Source organism: Novosphingobium sp. CF614, from assembly GCF_900113255.1.
Classification (GTDB): domain Bacteria; phylum Pseudomonadota; class Alphaproteobacteria; order Sphingomonadales; family Sphingomonadaceae; genus Novosphingobium.
The window spans coordinates 43,267-57,226 of sequence record NZ_FOOR01000017.1; the positions used below are offsets into that span (position 1 = coordinate 43,267).

The 13,960-nt window shown below is 62.5% G+C and carries 15 protein-coding genes and 1 tRNA gene; 11 read left to right on the forward strand and 5 right to left on the reverse strand.

The window, feature by feature from the left end; genetic code table 11:
* The first annotated feature begins 331 nt into the window (after nucleotides 1-331).
* Nucleotides 332-604, forward strand: a complete 273-nt coding sequence (locus tag BM052_RS15305; protein ID WP_091148293.1) for an HU family DNA-binding protein — start codon at nucleotides 332-334, stop codon at nucleotides 602-604.
* Between the two features lie 81 nt (nucleotides 605-685).
* On the opposite strand, the gene BM052_RS15310 is transcribed toward BM052_RS15305, so the two are convergent.
* Together BM052_RS15310 and BM052_RS15315 are read right to left on the reverse strand one after the other, a co-directional pair.
* Nucleotides 686-1,522: a hypothetical protein gene (locus BM052_RS15310; RefSeq protein WP_091148294.1), complete on the reverse strand. Its 837-nt coding sequence runs from the start codon at nucleotides 1,520-1,522 to the stop codon at nucleotides 686-688.
* Between the two features lie 34 nt (nucleotides 1,523-1,556).
* The gene (locus BM052_RS15315) at nucleotides 1,557-2,375 is read right to left on the reverse strand and encodes a TrmH family RNA methyltransferase (RefSeq protein ID WP_091148295.1); all 819 of its coding nucleotides are present in this window, start codon (nucleotides 2,373-2,375) and stop codon (nucleotides 1,557-1,559) included.
* 149 nt (nucleotides 2,376-2,524) lie between these two features.
* Here BM052_RS15315 and BM052_RS15320 point away from each other — a divergent pair.
* The 7 genes from BM052_RS15320 to BM052_RS19590 all read left to right on the forward strand — a co-directional run bounded on the left by BM052_RS15320 (nucleotide 2,525) and on the right by BM052_RS19590 (nucleotide 8,251).
* Nucleotides 2,525-2,610: transfer RNA gene (locus BM052_RS15320), tRNA-Tyr, on the forward strand.
* Nucleotides 2,611-2,806: 196 nt separating this feature from the next.
* Complete coding sequence (locus BM052_RS15325) at nucleotides 2,807-4,036, forward strand: tyrosine-type recombinase/integrase (protein ID WP_091148296.1); 1,230 nt, start codon at nucleotides 2,807-2,809, stop codon at nucleotides 4,034-4,036.
* Nucleotides 4,033-4,626 carry a hypothetical protein gene (locus BM052_RS15330; RefSeq protein WP_091148299.1) on the forward strand — a complete coding sequence of 198 codons (594 nt, stop codon included), beginning with the start codon at nucleotides 4,033-4,035 and terminating at the stop codon, nucleotides 4,624-4,626. The genes BM052_RS15325 and BM052_RS15330 overlap by 4 nt, the downstream gene beginning before the upstream one ends.
* A 166-nt stretch (nucleotides 4,627-4,792) precedes the next feature.
* Nucleotides 4,793-4,942 carry a hypothetical protein gene (locus tag BM052_RS19585; protein ID WP_255406183.1) on the forward strand — a complete coding sequence of 50 codons (150 nt, stop codon included), beginning with the start codon at nucleotides 4,793-4,795 and terminating at the stop codon, nucleotides 4,940-4,942.
* A complete protein-coding gene (locus tag BM052_RS19995) occupies nucleotides 4,942-5,415 on the forward strand; it encodes a hypothetical protein (RefSeq protein WP_177198507.1) in 474 nt (157 codons plus the stop codon). The genes BM052_RS19585 and BM052_RS19995 overlap by 1 nt, the downstream gene beginning before the upstream one ends.
* Nucleotides 5,405-7,771 (forward strand): phage/plasmid primase, P4 family, encoded by a 2,367-nt coding sequence (locus BM052_RS15335; protein WP_177198508.1) that lies wholly within the window; start codon nucleotides 5,405-5,407, stop codon nucleotides 7,769-7,771. The genes BM052_RS19995 and BM052_RS15335 overlap by 11 nt, the downstream gene beginning before the upstream one ends.
* A gap of 186 nt (nucleotides 7,772-7,957) precedes the next feature.
* Nucleotides 7,958-8,251, forward strand: a complete 294-nt coding sequence (locus tag BM052_RS19590) for a hypothetical protein (RefSeq protein ID WP_177198509.1) — start codon at nucleotides 7,958-7,960, stop codon at nucleotides 8,249-8,251.
* A 247-nt stretch (nucleotides 8,252-8,498) separates the two neighbouring features.
* On the opposite strand, the gene BM052_RS19600 is transcribed toward BM052_RS19590, so the two are convergent.
* A complete protein-coding gene (locus BM052_RS19600) occupies nucleotides 8,499-9,176 on the reverse strand; it encodes a hypothetical protein (RefSeq protein WP_143084862.1) in 678 nt (225 codons plus the stop codon).
* 316 nt (nucleotides 9,177-9,492) lie between these two features.
* Between BM052_RS19600 and BM052_RS15340 the strand changes: the two genes are divergently transcribed.
* From BM052_RS15340 to BM052_RS15350, 3 genes are all read left to right on the forward strand, one after another.
* A complete protein-coding gene (locus BM052_RS15340; protein ID WP_255406184.1) occupies nucleotides 9,493-9,744 on the forward strand; it encodes a helix-turn-helix domain-containing protein in 252 nt (83 codons plus the stop codon).
* A 525-nt stretch (nucleotides 9,745-10,269) separates the two neighbouring features.
* Nucleotides 10,270-11,019 (forward strand): phosphatidylserine decarboxylase, encoded by a 750-nt coding sequence (locus BM052_RS15345; protein ID WP_091148302.1) that lies wholly within the window; start codon nucleotides 10,270-10,272, stop codon nucleotides 11,017-11,019.
* A gap of 80 nt (nucleotides 11,020-11,099) precedes the next feature.
* Nucleotides 11,100-11,885 (forward strand): CDP-alcohol phosphatidyltransferase family protein, encoded by a 786-nt coding sequence (locus BM052_RS15350; protein WP_177198510.1) that lies wholly within the window; start codon nucleotides 11,100-11,102, stop codon nucleotides 11,883-11,885.
* Here BM052_RS15350 and BM052_RS19605 read toward each other — a convergent pair.
* On the reverse strand, nucleotides 11,797-12,072 hold the full coding sequence (locus BM052_RS19605; RefSeq protein ID WP_143084863.1) for a hypothetical protein: 276 nt from the start codon (nucleotides 12,070-12,072) through the stop codon (nucleotides 11,797-11,799). The genes BM052_RS15350 and BM052_RS19605 overlap by 89 nt on opposite strands.
* A 350-nt stretch (nucleotides 12,073-12,422) precedes the next feature.
* A complete protein-coding gene (gene rlmN / locus BM052_RS15355; protein WP_091148304.1) occupies nucleotides 12,423-13,703 on the reverse strand; it encodes a 23S rRNA (adenine(2503)-C(2))-methyltransferase RlmN in 1,281 nt (426 codons plus the stop codon).
* Nucleotides 13,704-13,960 lie beyond the last annotated feature (257 nt).

Consider the following 13,960-nt stretch of genomic DNA (forward strand, 5'->3'; position numbering starts at 1 on the left):
TTTCGGGCCGCCTTTTTTGCACTCCGCCATTAAGGCGGATGCATGATTTCTTAAGGTGCACCAAAACGGCGAAACGGCAATTCGGCGCTCACAATGCTGCGCTGCGGTGCATGGTCGCGCCGCGGAGTCGGGCGATTGTTCGGTTGTCGATGCTGCGTCGCAAAATCCCGAATCGCTGTGGAAATGGCGGAAAAACGCGATAAACTGCGGGTTTTGAGCCGGTTTTGGCTTTGACAGGACCTTCAAAAACGGCTCAATTCCGTCGCCATTCCGAGGCGATTCAAAAACATCCCATCACATCCGTTCCACTGAAAGGTAGGGGGTTCCCATAATGAACAAGAACGATCTCATCAGCGCTGTCGCCGATTCGAGCGGCCTGACCCGCAGCGATGCGACCAAGGCGGTCGAAAGCGTGTTCGATGCGATTTCGGGCGCGCTGAAGAAGGGCGATGAAGTGCGCCTGGTGGGTTTTGGCACGTTCTCCGTCGCCAAGCGCAAGGCCTCGACCGGGCGCAACCCGCGCACCGGGGAGCCGATGGAAATCAAGGCTTCTGCCCAGCCCAAGTTCAAGGCTGGCAAGGGTCTGAAGGACGCCGTCAACTAAGGCTCCAGGCGGCCTGTAGCGCCTCGCAGGTCGAAACGAATACGCCGCGCCAACCTTTCGGGTTGGTGCGGCGTTTTTCGTTCAGCGATCCATCTTCAGCAGCGCCGTGGGCGGAGCCTTGGTGCGCGGGTTGACCTTCCAGGTGAGCGATTGGCCGTTCGGCGCCGGTCGGGGTCCCTCGTCGGTGTCGTTGGCGAGGATCTGCGCGTTGGTGAGCACCGTGAAAGTGCCGTCGGCCAACGCGGTCGGCCCCTCGCCGGAATCGGAGCCCTTGGCCATGCCGGACATCATTCCCGCCATTGCCGCCCCTCCGCTTGCCGGCCCGAAGCCCGGCGCGTCGATGCGCACGGTGCCGTCCTGGCGCAGCATGACCTGGACGAACGCGTTGCTCATGGGAAAGCCTTCCATGGTCGGGAACACGAAGTCATGGTCGAGCTTGCCGGAAATTCCGAAATCGACGTCGAACTTGCCGTTGCCGAGGTACTCCACCTTGTTCCAGCCGGCCTGCCGGCGCAGCTTGTCGGCCAGTTCCTTGCCGGCTTCGGGATTGCCGGGATCGATCCCGCCCAGCAGCATCTGGGCGGCCTGGGCATCGCTCTTCTTCTTTTCCTCGCGCTGCTTGTCCCACTCGGCTTTCTGATCGGCGATTTCCGCCGGCGTGCAGTCGCGCTCCTCGTAGGTCTCGTCGTCGTGACAGGCGTTCGCCGTGAACGGCTCGTCCTTGTCGGTCTTCATCAGCGGCACCATCAGGATTTCGCCGGTGTAGCGAAACGCGAAGCTGCGGTCCTTGCGCAAGTCGAGCTGCGACGTGAACTTGCCGGGCGCGAAGATGCAGGCCGCGACCAGCAGCGAGAGCGCGGCGACCGCCAGACCGGCGAACACGCGGCGATTTCCCGATCCGGGCAGTATGTGGCGCATGATTTCCCCTCCTTCGATCAAATCCGGAACCGTTCTACAGCATCTCGCGGGTGGCCGCTGCATAGAGCGCGACGGCGGCCGCGTTGCTGACATTGAGGCTTTCCATCGCCTCGCTGATCGGCAGCCGGGCGATGGCGTCGCAGTGCTGGACGATGTTGTGGCGCATGCCGTCTCCCTCGGCGCCGAGCACCAGCGCGACCGGCCCGGTGGGCAGGGCCTCGGCCAGCGTCGTCTCGGCCGCGCCGTCAAGGCCGACGCGCCAGTAACCGGCGTCGGCGATCTCCTCCAGCGCGCGGGCGAGGTTGACCACGCGAACCCAGGGCAGCACTTCGAGCGCGCCCGAGGCGGACTTGGCGAGTGTACCCGATTCGGGCGGGGCATGGCGATCCTGCGTCACGATGGCGCAGGCATTGAACGCGGCGGCCGAACGCATGATGGCGCCGACATTGTGCGGATCGGTGACTTGATCGAGCACCACCAGCGGGCGGGCGGCATCCCCGTCGAGCACGTCGGCAAGGAAGACGTCGTCGAGCGGTTCGCATTCGAGCACCAGGCCCTGGTGCGGCGCATCGCGGGCCACGAGACGGGCGAGGTCCGCCGGCTGCGCCCATTCCACGGCGAAGTCGGCCGGGAGTTCGCCGTCGAGCGATTCGACGCCCTCGCGCGTTGCCCAGAGCTTGCGGTGATGCCGGTCCGGGTTCTTGAGCGCGGCTTCGACCGCGTGGCGGCCCCACAGGCGCACCGCACCCGAACCGGCGCGGCCGCTGCCCCGGCCGTTCTTCATCCGGCCGGCGCGGCCGCGCAGGGCCCGCCCCGGCTGCCCACTCTCCCGGCTGTCGCCGCGATTGCCCATCGATTGTCCTTTCAACGCAAAATGTGTTCCCGCTCTGGCAGCGACCCCATTGACAGGCAAGGCCCGGTTCGGCAAAGGCGCGGCTCCTCGGCAAGGGGGCTCCTTCCGGAGCTTCAACAGCGGGTTTTCCCGCGGCCAGCAACTGGTGTGGACAGGTGGCCGAGTGGTTAAAGGCAGCAGACTGTAAATCTGCCCGCGCAAGCGTACGTTGGTTCGAATCCAGCCCTGTCCACCACCACCCTTCCCGTAATGACACGCTGAATCCCGTAGAAATCCCGGAAACACTGGGCTATTCTCCCCGTGCAGGCCCGCCTGCGCCCGCTGCTTATCGCCTCTAGCCGAGGCGTAATGTGGGGGAAGTGTGGGGGAGGATTGGCTTTCCCCCACACTATGATCCCCGAATGTGGGGGAGGAAAGTGTGGGGGAAGAACATGGGCAAGCTGACGGCAGTTGCGGTGAAGGCGGCTTTGGCGAATCCCGGCACCTATCAGGACGGCGATGGACTGTTCCTGAAAGTGGATAAGCGTGGCGGCGCGTCATGGACCTTGCGACTCCAGCGCGATGGCAAGCGCCAAGACATCGGGCTGGGCTCTGCCCGCCTGCTGACGCTGGCCGAAGCCCGCGACAAAGCCAATGGGCTTCGCAAGGCGGTCAAGGTCGAGCGCCGCGATATTCTGGCGGAAAAGAAGGACGAAGCTGCCGCCAAGGTGACGTTCCGCGATGCTGCGCGCCAGTACCATACGGAGAACGAGGCAGGTTGGAAAAGCGCCGTCTATACGCGCCAATGGCTCGCCAGCTTGGAGAACTACGCCTTCCCAAAGCTGGGCAACGTGCCGACCGGGAGCATCATGGCTTCGGACATCATCACCGTGCTGACGCCGATCTGGCAGGAAATCCCCGAAACAGCGCGGCAGGTGCGCAACCGGATATGCGCGGTGCTGGACTATGCCCACGCGAAGGGCTGGCGCTCCACCGAAGCCCCCTCGGGCAATGGCAGCCTGAAAGCCGGGCGAGGCCTTCCCCGACAGGTGAAGGAGCGGGAGAACCGCAAGGCCATGCCCTATGTCGCCGTGCCGGGCTTCCTCACCGCCTTGCGCCGGAAACCATCATATGGACGGCTGGCGCTCGAATTGCTCGTCCTGACGGGTGTGCGCAGTCAAGAGGTGCGGCTGGCAACATGGGGCGAGTTCGACCTTGAGGCCCACCTGTGGGCGATCCCAGCCGCTCACATGAAGCGGAACAAGGCGCACATAGTCCCCCTGTCCGACGCGGCACTAGCAGTGCTGGCGAAAGCCGCAGCCTTGAAGCTGGAGGGCACCGATCAGGTGTTTCCCGGTGCAAACGGCGGGCCAATGTCCGATATGACGCTGTTGAAGGTATTGCGCGACATGAGCGAGCCCTACCACGTTCACGGGTTCCGTTCCGCCCTGACGGACTGGGCGGCGAACGAGGGCTATCCCGATGCCGTGGTGGAAGCCGCCCTCGCGCACAAGACGCCCGACGCGGTGCAGGCCGCCTATCGCCGGACAACCTATCTCGGCACGCCCGGCCAGCCGGGCCAGCGCGTGAAGCTCATGGCGGACTGGGGGCGCTATTGTGCCAGCGTCGCGGCTGGCAGCGGGAAGGTCGTACCGATCAGGAAGGCTAGGGGCGGCAAATGAGCGAGGATTGGATCAGCGCACGCGAAGCGGCGGAAGTTATGTGGCCGGGAAAGAGGCCAGCGCCGGTGCCCAACGCCATAACGAAACGCGCGGAGGAAGGGTTGATAGAGGCGAGGGCTGAATTGCTGACGAAGCAAGGGCCGGGTGGCAAAACTAAAGTGCCTGACGACCCTATTCCCACAGAGTTCTGGGGCGGGCGAGCGATGGTCCCGGACTGGGAAAGCGGTGTCTTCACGGCGCACGTTCAGCAGAATGCATCAGAAGAAGAGTGGAAGGCGTTTGGTGTCACCTTCAAACGGTCGAAAATTGAAGCGATGGCACCGCTCAAGACTGGCGAGATAGGAGCCCCAGCGCCAGCACCAACCTTGGCCAAAAATCAGGGTGGCAATCCAGGAAAGTACGATTGGGCAGTCGCCGTCGGCACCATCGTATTCAAATGGTCTGATCCGGGAAATTGGCAGCCCCTGGATGTCGAGGAAGTTCGTGCTGCCCTAGAAACCCACTTTGCCAAAACGCAGAAGTCTCCCGACGAAAAGTTGTTCAAAAAATACGCTGAGTGGATTTTTCAGGAAATCGAGAAGCGCAAGTAACAACCGGAATAACCAGTTCTTCCGGTTGTTCCGTGACAACTCATCCCGTTTTCTCACATCAATCCGCCACGGCCAGCAGCAATCATGCGCAGGCCTTGGCGGAGTATTGAAAATGGCAACATGCCCACCTGAGCCCCTGCTTACGTCTAAAGCGAACGGTCGCCGGATGTTGGGCGACATCGGATCGACAAAATTCGACGAGTTGATTGCCAGCGGCCAAATCGAAAGCGTGAAAATCGGCTCACGGCGTCTCGTAGTGATCGATAGTGTCCGTCGGCTCGCTGGCATCGATCCTGAGCAGCGGGAGAATGCGTGATGGATACGCTCACTTGGAAAACTGCCCGGATTGTTGGGCATCCTGACGGTGACATCTGGGCTGCCATCTCGGCTGACCATTTCGACATTGCTGCTGGGGCGCTCGACACCGTTGCGGCGGCTGCCGCTCTGATGAAGGGTGCTTTGCCAGTCGGGGGACTGGTCGCAGAATATTTGTTCTGTGAGGCGTTGGAGTGTGTAGCGCTGGCTGCCGAGATCGAAGTCATGCGGGCGCAACGAGAGTTCTTGAAGTGCTCTCTCATGCCCAACACCTTGCTGGAAGCGCACGCCCGGATCGAAGCCGCCGGGCACCGTTATGTCAGCGCCACCATGTCCGCCCTGGCGGCCATCGCGGACGCCAAGGCTGTCTCCCGTGGCTTTTTACATGGCGGCGCCTTCGTCGCCATGCAGAGCCAGCCCAGCGACAAAAACGCTCCCCGCACCATTTCGTGGGAGACAGGTCATGACGGCTAAGCCTAGCACGAATACCGGCACCCAAGCGGTTGAGTATGTGCGCCACAGCTTGGCCGTGTGCGCGATCCCGCTCGGTCGCAAAGGCCCTACTGCAATAGGTTGGAACTTGCTTGAGAACGCGATCACCTGCCCCACTGCGGCGGCTACGCTGACAGGTAACGTCGGCCTGCTTCACGCTTGGTCCGGCACAATGGCGCTGGATGTGGATGACTGGGGCGCGGCCTCGGAATGGTTGCTGGCTCGTGGTGTGAACCTTGCACAGTTGTTCACGGCGTCTGACCGCGTGGAGATCGCCTCCGGGCGTGCGGGGCGCGCCAAGCTGCTCTTTCGGCTGCCTGCGGGCCTCCACACTCCTGTCCAGACATTGCAGGTCAAGGGCGGTGACAGCGGCATGACCTTGGAATTCCGCTGTGCCGATGCCAGCGGCAATTCGATGCAGGACGTGCTCCCGCCGTCGATCCACCCCGACACTGGCAAACCTTACCAGTGGGGCGGTTCTGGAGACTGGCGCAATCTGCCAGTCATCCCCGAAGTGCTCTTGCAGGTGTGGCAAGGCGAATTGGCGAAGCGGACGAAGGGCAGTGCTCCGGCTGCACCTTTGACGGTGCCGCCTGCATTCGCTCCCCAGAGCTTCGCACCCCATCCGGGTTTCGCCACGCTGGAGGAAAACCTCTGGGGTGTGACCGTGGTGGAGTCGGCACTTGATCATGTGTCGCCGGACACTGATTATCCCACTTGGCGCAACATCAGCTGGGCCATCATGTCCACGGGCTGGAAGTCTGCGCCGCAAATTGTTCATGGCTGGAGCCAGTGCGCGCCGTTTCGCTATGACAGGGCTGCAACTGACACGCTGATCCGGAGTTTCGACCCGACGCGAGGCATTACGCTGGCCACCCTGTTCCACCATGCGAAGCAAAATGGCTGGACAACACTCCAGCAATATCCCCTGGCGGTCGTCTCTTCGCCACCGCAGTCGTCCGCTCCCGGCTATGTCACTCCCTATCATCCGGTCGACTGGTCGGTGCATGGCGACATTCGCAACGCCCGGCATTTCGCAGCGATGTTTGGCGGACGGATGCTATATGTCCACGGCCACAATGAGTGGCTGCGCTGGTCCAATGATCGGTGGGTGGTGTGCGATCAAGGGCAGGAAATTGAGGCGGTAAAGCAGGCGGCGCAAGCCATGATGGCTGATGCAGCGTTTAGCCTTTCCGTGGATCAAGATCGGGGCAAGGGGCACGTCAGGGAGGCGGTAGCGGCTCATCGAATTTCGCGCATGAAAGCTGCTCTGGAACTCGCGCAATCTGGACCGGGGATGTCAACTGGACCTGCGGACCTTGACGCAAATCCTATGCTGCTGGGCGTCGGCAACGGTGTTGTGGACCTGAAGGTGGGCGCGCTGATCGCCAATCGCCCGGAAATGCTTATCACGCGTCACTGTGCGGCTGACTATGACATGGCGGCGGCATGCCCGCGCTGGCTCCAGTTCATGTCCGAGGTGTTCGGTGGCGATCTGGCAACCATCGACACGGTGCAGCGCCTGCTTGGATACACTCTCACCGGCCTGAATACCGAAGAAATCATCGTCTTCTGCAGCGGCTTCGGGGCCAACGGCAAGTCGATTTTCGGCAACATCGTCAACAGGATCCTCGCCAGTTACAGCAAGGTTGCGCCTCACTCCCTGCTTGCCGCGCGACGGCGTGACGATCACGGCCCGCGTGGTGACATCGCCATGCTGGAGGGCGCTCGGCTGGTGTCGGTCAACGAATTGCCCGGCGGGATGCAACTCGACGAACAGTCCGTGAAGGCTTTGGCCGGGCGCGAGCCCATCTCGGCACGGGAACTGTACGAAAGGTTCCGCACGTTCGAGCCGCAATTCACGGTCTGGGTGCGGACGAACCATCGTCCCATCATCAAGGGCGATGACGATGGCATCTGGCGCAGGATCGTAGTCCTGCCGTTCCGGCAGAAGTTTGAGGGCCCACGGTGCGACAAGCACCTTGAAGCCAAGCTCTGGGCAGAGCGCGATGGTATCTTGCACTGGATGATCGAAGGGGCAGGTAGGTATCTCGCATTGAACAGCCTTGCCTTCAGCCCGACAATCCTTGCCGAGCAGCGCCAATATCGGCGCGATAGCGACCTGCTGGGCGAGTTTCTGGCCGACTGCACGGTGACCGATCCTGCGGGCCGGGTGCCGGACAAGGAACTGTTCGGTAGGTGGCGTCACTGGTGCGATGTCAACGGGCACAAAGCCGGGGGCAAAGCGACCTTTACCCAAAGGCTCGCTGAACGCGGCTTCCCGATCAGTCGCAGCAACGGGGATCGTTTCTACTCCGGCGTGCGGGGGGTGCCGTGACAATGCGGCACAGAGCAGGGAGGGCGGAATTGACCTTCATTTCCGTAAGGTTCTCCAATTCGAACTTCACGATTGGATTTTGCTAAAAATGCTGCCCTGTCCGCCCTGCCTGCACTTCAACTATCGAAATTGAAGCTTGTGGCCTCAAAACCACTGCCACCACCATCAAATAGAGAAAGACAGAGCATGGGCACTGCGATGACAGCAGCATGGAGCAGGGAACTGCTTGAAGAGGCCGGCATGGATCAACTATCCAAACCGGACCTGAAACAACGATTTGTCGCTTGGTTTGATAGCCAGCCGGAAATCAGCCGTAACCGTCCATACGCTATGGTCGAACTGGAGCAAGCGACCGGCGCACCCGGCAGGCAGCTTAGCGCAGTTCTATTGAGCCTCGGCTGGGAGCGCCGTCGCAAGTGGTCGAAAACAGGCCAGAGCCCCCGCTACTGGGTGCCGCCGACGCAGCGGTGGGGGGCATAGTCCCGTCAACGAACGTTCGGGTCGTTCATGCGCTCCAAATCCATACACGCTTCGCCATTGCCTCGGTCACATTTGTCTGAAACGTCGGAGTGGGCAGCGAAATAGGCAAGAAAGAGCCCAGCGACCGCGAGCCAATTGGCTTGGCTCATGCCGGATTTCCCTGCCGGAGATGTCCCCTTCAGATGCCAAGCGATACCGCCGATTAACATGGCCACGCCGATCCAAAACACTGGATTATCTCCCGCCTCTAAGGCTCGATCCCTCCGCCGTATTGTCCAATCGAGCGGTCGATGTCACGCCGAGGATCGATGGAAATGGAATCCTGCATCTGCGCCATCGGGTCCATCTCATAGCGCATCTGCTGTCCTGGATCGCTCAAGTCGTATTTATACGATGACCCCGACAGTCCCCTGTATCCGGCTCCCCCTGTGCCGCGCGCACTCACTGAACCCATGCCAGAAGCTTCATCAACGGGCCGATGGGCTGGGCCATAGTCCGAACCGCGTTGCGTTGGTGCCGAAGAATATGACGGCGTCGTGTGGCCCGGATAACGGATGCTCCTCGGTGACGCTTGCCCATTCAGAATTTGTGAGGCCACTGCAATGTCACGCAACGTCATCTTCGGATTGGATAAAATAGCATTCGCCGCACGCTCCGCCGGACTTAGAGGAATTGAGGACTGGAAGTTGGATTCGACGGTAGCGTCTCGGCCCGTGGCCCGGTCTGCAAGATACCGTTCCCGAGCTGCGAGCAGTTCCGGTGTATAATTGCCTTGTGGTCCGACACCTGCGCTTGCCGCTGACGTTGGCAAGGCCAAAGGCGCTTCTTGAGGTATTCCCCACAACCCCTTCGCAAATTCGTTCGGGCCTACGGGCACCAATGCATAGATCGCAGCACCGAGAATGTAAGGCCAGCTCTTGTGCATTGAACAATCTCCAGTCCTCAATGTGTTTGGCGCTTTACCAAGCTCTCATTTTCCAATGTGGCGTTATTCGCAGACAGTCGGGTTGGCGTGGCCATCCCAGTCGGTGTGGCAGTCCGATCCACTATCCGAGCTACCTCCACCCGAGCACATTCCAAGCAGGAGTAGTGCAGCAAAAATGGCGATGATTCCCCAACTCGAATCGCTCATCGTCCTGCCCATCAAAGTTAGTGCGGTTTGGCAGGGAATAGTGCCAAAAGGTTAACATGGGGCTTCATACTCCGTGGACGAGTAATCCGCTTTCCCGCGACTTGGGGCGGTGGACCCGTATTTGGACATCCTTGGGCAACGAATTCGCGCTGCGCGCCGGGAACTCGCAATGTCGCAGGAAAGGCTGGCGCATGAGGCGGGCCTTGATCGCAGCTACGTTGGCCGTGTCGAGCGCGGCGAGCACAATCTGACTTTCGTCTCGCTCGTGAAGATCGCCCGCGCCCTGGGTCGCGATGTGGCCGCGCTGACCAAGGGGCTTCCAATCATTCAGAACGATGCCGCTGAGCCATCCGTCTATTGATGCGCCGTGCCAAAATCTGGAAAATCCCCGCTTTTGAATAGTGCCCCGGAAATCCCAACCCAAAAATTCCGCGAGGCACCATCAAGACCCCCTCCCTTGGGTGAGATCGAATCCCCCCTCGGGGACCTCCCCGGAAAAAGGATTCCTTTTTGGCCTGCCCGGCTGTCTCGTCCCAGCACAGTAGTCGGTTGCCCGGCATTCATTCGGCAAGTAGCGTTCCGCCCTCGACTCACCTCGGTTGCGCGACTGGGGAAGGGCGAAGCCACTCGCGTTGCGAGCGCGCCGGGCCTCCAAAAGTGTGGGGGTGAATGTGGGGGGGGGGGATACGCGTATTTCAAAAAACTGATTAATTACAAATCAGTAATTCGATAGTTCTATACAAGCCCTGCCACCACCAGCTTTTCCCGCGTCGGCCGGTCGATCTCGTCTCAAGAGGCTTGGTATGAGTTCGCTGCATATGCGTACAGCCCCGCCGGCGCTGGGCGCGGCATTGCGGTGCCCGTGCGTACCGACTAGATGAGGGCGATGCCTTCAGACATTCTCGATAATCAGGGTCGCGGCGAAGCTTCGTGGCAATGGCCCTCCATTCACTCCGAGGGGCGCAAGTTCGGCGCCATTGCAGGGGTCGTCGCGCTCGCCGCATGGCTGTTGCTGGGCCCTTGGCTCGGTTGGCCGCTGGCGGTGCTCACGCTGTGCGTTCTCGCCTTCTTCCGCGATCCGGTGCGCGTCACGCCGCGGGACGATCGTTGCATCGTTGCCCCTGCGGACGGCCTGGTCACCCTCATCAGCAAAGTGCCGCCGCCGCGCGAACTCACCATCGACGATGGCGGCGGTTCGGCCCCGATGGCAAGCGAGGCGGTGACCCGCATCTCGATCTTCATGTCGGTGTTCGACGTGCACATCAACCGCGCGCCGATCGGCGGCACGGTGAGCCGCGTGATCTATATTCCCGGCAAGTTCGTCAATGCGGACCTGGACAAGGCGAGCGAGGAGAACGAGCGCCAGCATGTGCTGATCGAGCGCGGCGACGGCGTGCGCATCTGCTTCACGCAGATCGCCGGGCTGGTCGCGCGGCGCATCGTTCCGTTCATCAAGCCGGGGGACATCATCGCGGCGGGCCAGCGCATTGGCCTGATCCGCTTCGGTAGCCGGGTCGACGTGTATCTGCCGGCGGGAACCGAGCCCCGGGTGCTGATGGGGCAGAAGATCGTGGCCGGCGAAACGGTGCTGGCGGAACTTGGCGCCGCGCCGACGATCGAGGGCGTCGCGCAGTGAATTCCGCTGCGCCCGACGAGCCCGACGGCTTCGCGGAAGGGCGCCCATGGCCGCGCCGCCGCATCGCGCGCGGGCTCTCGATGCGAGCGATCGTGCCCAATGCGATCACCGCAGCGGCGCTCTGTTCGGGCCTGACCGGCATCCGCTTCGCGATCGGCGGCGATTTCGAGCGGTCGGTGCAGGCGGTAATCCTTGCCGGGCTTCTCGACGGTATCGACGGACGGGCGGCGCGGCTGCTCAAGGCCGAGACCCGCTTCGGCGCCGAACTGGACAGTCTTGCCGATTCGATCTCCTTCGGCGTCGCCCCGGCACTGATCGTCTACTTGTGGACGCTGAACCAGGTGCCGAGCCTGGGCTGGATGGCGGCGCTCGCCTTCGCGATCTGCTGCGTGCTGCGGCTCGCCCGCTTCAACGCGCGGCTCGACATGCTTGACCAGCCGTACAAGCGGGCGGGTTTCCTGACCGGGGTTCCGGCACCGGTGGGAGCGGGCCTCGCGTTCCTGCCGATGTACTTGTGGATCGCCAGCGGCCGCCCGGAATTCGCCAATCCGATCCTGGTGAGCGGCTGGATGGTGCTGATCGCGTTCCTGATGATTTCCAGCCTGCCCACCCTGGGCTGGTCGCGCTTGCGTCCGCCCAACAGCCTGCGCCTGGGGACGATCGCGCTCGTCGGCCTCACTGTCGCGGCGCTCCTGACCGAGCCGTGGTTCACTCTGGCGGCGATCACCACCGGCTATCTGCTGCTGATCCCGGTGGGGATCGCGACATACGCGAAAATCAGGCAGCAAGCGCCGGCGACCATCCAGATGCCTGTGGGGCCGACACCTGCCGATCACGCACAGGACGCGCCGCCCGGTCCTTCCTGAGCGCGGCGAGCGCGGGCAGCGGCACGCGCTCGACCATTTCCCAGCGAAGCTCCATCGCCCCCGGACTGGCCGCGAGCCGCGCGCGCAACCCAAGCGCCTGGCGGCCATAGCTCCGCCAGCTCGCCATCATGGTCCAGATCGAGGCCAGCGCGGCCAGGGCGAAGAGGCAAGCGGCGAATGCAGTCATGACCGTTCCTTTCGAACCATCGCCCATGACTTGTCGCCAAGTCAGTGGACGGCTTGTGGATAAGGCGAATCTGTTCTACCAATGTTCCTTGGTGCTTTAGTTCCCTTTTTGTTCCCTACAAGTCAAGCGGAAATTGTTCGGCTACGGCACGGGCAGCGGCGGACGGCTTCCGGCATCTTGTCGAACGCCATGGTGATAAGTGCCATATGATTGAAAGTTAAACGAAAATCTGCTCACCTCGTCGAAGGGTGCGGGCTTGGCGCCAGTGTCCTTCGGCAAGCTCAGGACAAGCGGAAGTAGCGCGATTTCCCGCAGTCGCACGGAGGCCCGCATCCGCGCCGGATCGGCCGTCAGCCGAGCGCCTTTTCCTTTTCGGCATAGAGGCGTTCCAGTTCGGCGCGGCTCTTCTTCTCGGCGGCGGTCTTGAGCTGGCCGCAGGCGGCATCGATATCGCGGCCGCGCGGGGTGCGCACCGGTGCCGAGATGCCCGCCGCGAAGACGATGTCGGAAAAGGCGCGGACGCGCTCGGGACTGGAGCATTCGTAGGGCGCGCCGGGCCAGGGGTTGAACGGGATCAGGTTGACCTTGGCGGGCAGCTTGTACCGCTTGATGAGGCGGACCAGTTCGCGCGCGTCCTCGTCGCTGTCGTTCCTGTCCTTGAGCATCACGTATTCGAAAGTGATGCGCCGGGCATTGCTGGCGCCGGGATAGTCGGCGCAGGCCTGCAACAGTTCCTCGATACCGTACTTCTTGTTGATCGGCACGATCTCGTCGCGCACTTCCTTGGTCACCGCGTGGAGCGACACCGCGAGGTTGACGCCGATCTCCTCGCCGCACTGCGCCATCCTGGGCACGACCCCGGAGGTGGAGAGCGTGATGCGCCGCTTGGAAAGGGCAAGCCCGTCGCCGTCCATGACGAGGCGCAGCGCGTCGCGCACATTGTCGAAATTGTAGAGCGGCTCGCCCATGCCCATCATCACGATGTTGGTGAGCAGGCGGCCGTCGGAAGAGTAGGAGCCCCCGTCCTCGCCATCCTCGTCGAAGTCGTCCAGGCCCGCCATGGTCCCGCCCCCCTTCGGCCACTCGCCCAGCGCATCGCGCGCCAGCATGACCTGGCCGACGATCTCGCCGGTGGTCAGGTTGCGCACCAGCCGCATGGTGCCGGTGTGGCAGAACCGGCAGTTGAGCGTGCAGCCGACTTGCGAGGAGACGCAGAGCGTGCCCCGGTCCGCGTCGGGGATGAACACCATCTCGAAGTCATGCCCGTCGGCGGTGCGCAGCAGCCATTTGCGAGTGCCGTCGGAGGAGTGCTGCGCCTCGACGATCTCCGGGCGGCCGATCACGAAGCGCGCGGCCAGCCACGGGCGCATGGCCTTGGCGATGTCGGTCATCGCCTCGAAATCGATGACGCCGCGATGGTAGAGCCAGTGGAACACCTGCTTGGCCCGCAGCTTCGCCGCCCTGGCATCGAGCCCGGCGGTTTCGAACAGTTCGGCGATGCGCTTCTTCGGCAAGCCGATGAGGTCGACGCGGCCATCCTCGCGCGGGGTCACCCCTTCGACGAGGCCGGGACGCGGGACGGGCACGGGATCGATGTGGCCGGGGATTTGCATGAGTTTCGTGTCTGGCATGATTGGCGGCCATATAAAGCAAGTAGCGCGATTTCGGAAGGGAGCACGATTCTTGCGTGCGCATGAGCGGGTGGGTCGCCGGAACGCAGGAAGGTGCGTTTGGTTCCCGCCCTCCGACGCAGCGGCGTGCCTTCCCACCGTCCGAGTGTTGCCCAAAAACACCAATCATTTCGTTATGTTAGGTTCATGAAACTTCGCCCCTCCGTCAGGCATTCCACGGGTCCAAGCGGGTGTGACCCCGTTCGTGGAGAAGATTG

Bases quoted from the DNA above. Each gene is read 5' to 3' on its own strand.
- BM052_RS15305 (WP_091148293.1), top strand. From the start codon at position 332: ATGAACAAGAACGATCTCATCAGCGCTGTCGCCGATTCGAGCGGCCTG.
- BM052_RS15310 (WP_091148294.1), bottom strand. From the start codon at position 1,522: ATGCGCCACATACTGCCCGGATCGGGAAATCGCCGCGTGTTCGCCGGT.
- BM052_RS15315 (WP_091148295.1), bottom strand. From the start codon at position 2,375: ATGGGCAATCGCGGCGACAGCCGGGAGAGTGGGCAGCCGGGGCGGGCC.
- BM052_RS15325 (WP_091148296.1), top strand. From the start codon at position 2,807: ATGGGCAAGCTGACGGCAGTTGCGGTGAAGGCGGCTTTGGCGAATCCC.
- BM052_RS15330 (WP_091148299.1), top strand. From the start codon at position 4,033: ATGAGCGAGGATTGGATCAGCGCACGCGAAGCGGCGGAAGTTATGTGG.
- BM052_RS19585 (WP_255406183.1), top strand. From the start codon at position 4,793: ATGTTGGGCGACATCGGATCGACAAAATTCGACGAGTTGATTGCCAGC.
- BM052_RS19995 (WP_177198507.1), top strand. From the start codon at position 4,942: ATGGATACGCTCACTTGGAAAACTGCCCGGATTGTTGGGCATCCTGAC.
- BM052_RS15335 (WP_177198508.1), top strand. From the start codon at position 5,405: ATGACGGCTAAGCCTAGCACGAATACCGGCACCCAAGCGGTTGAGTAT.
- BM052_RS19590 (WP_177198509.1), top strand. From the start codon at position 7,958: ATGGGCACTGCGATGACAGCAGCATGGAGCAGGGAACTGCTTGAAGAG.
- BM052_RS19600 (WP_143084862.1), bottom strand. From the start codon at position 9,176: ATGCACAAGAGCTGGCCTTACATTCTCGGTGCTGCGATCTATGCATTG.
- BM052_RS15345 (WP_091148302.1), top strand. From the start codon at position 10,270: ATGCCTTCAGACATTCTCGATAATCAGGGTCGCGGCGAAGCTTCGTGG.
- BM052_RS15350 (WP_177198510.1), top strand. From the start codon at position 11,100: ATGCGAGCGATCGTGCCCAATGCGATCACCGCAGCGGCGCTCTGTTCG.
- BM052_RS19605 (WP_143084863.1), bottom strand. From the start codon at position 12,072: ATGACTGCATTCGCCGCTTGCCTCTTCGCCCTGGCCGCGCTGGCCTCG.
- rlmN (WP_091148304.1), bottom strand. From the start codon at position 13,703: ATGCCAGACACGAAACTCATGCAAATCCCCGGCCACATCGATCCCGTG.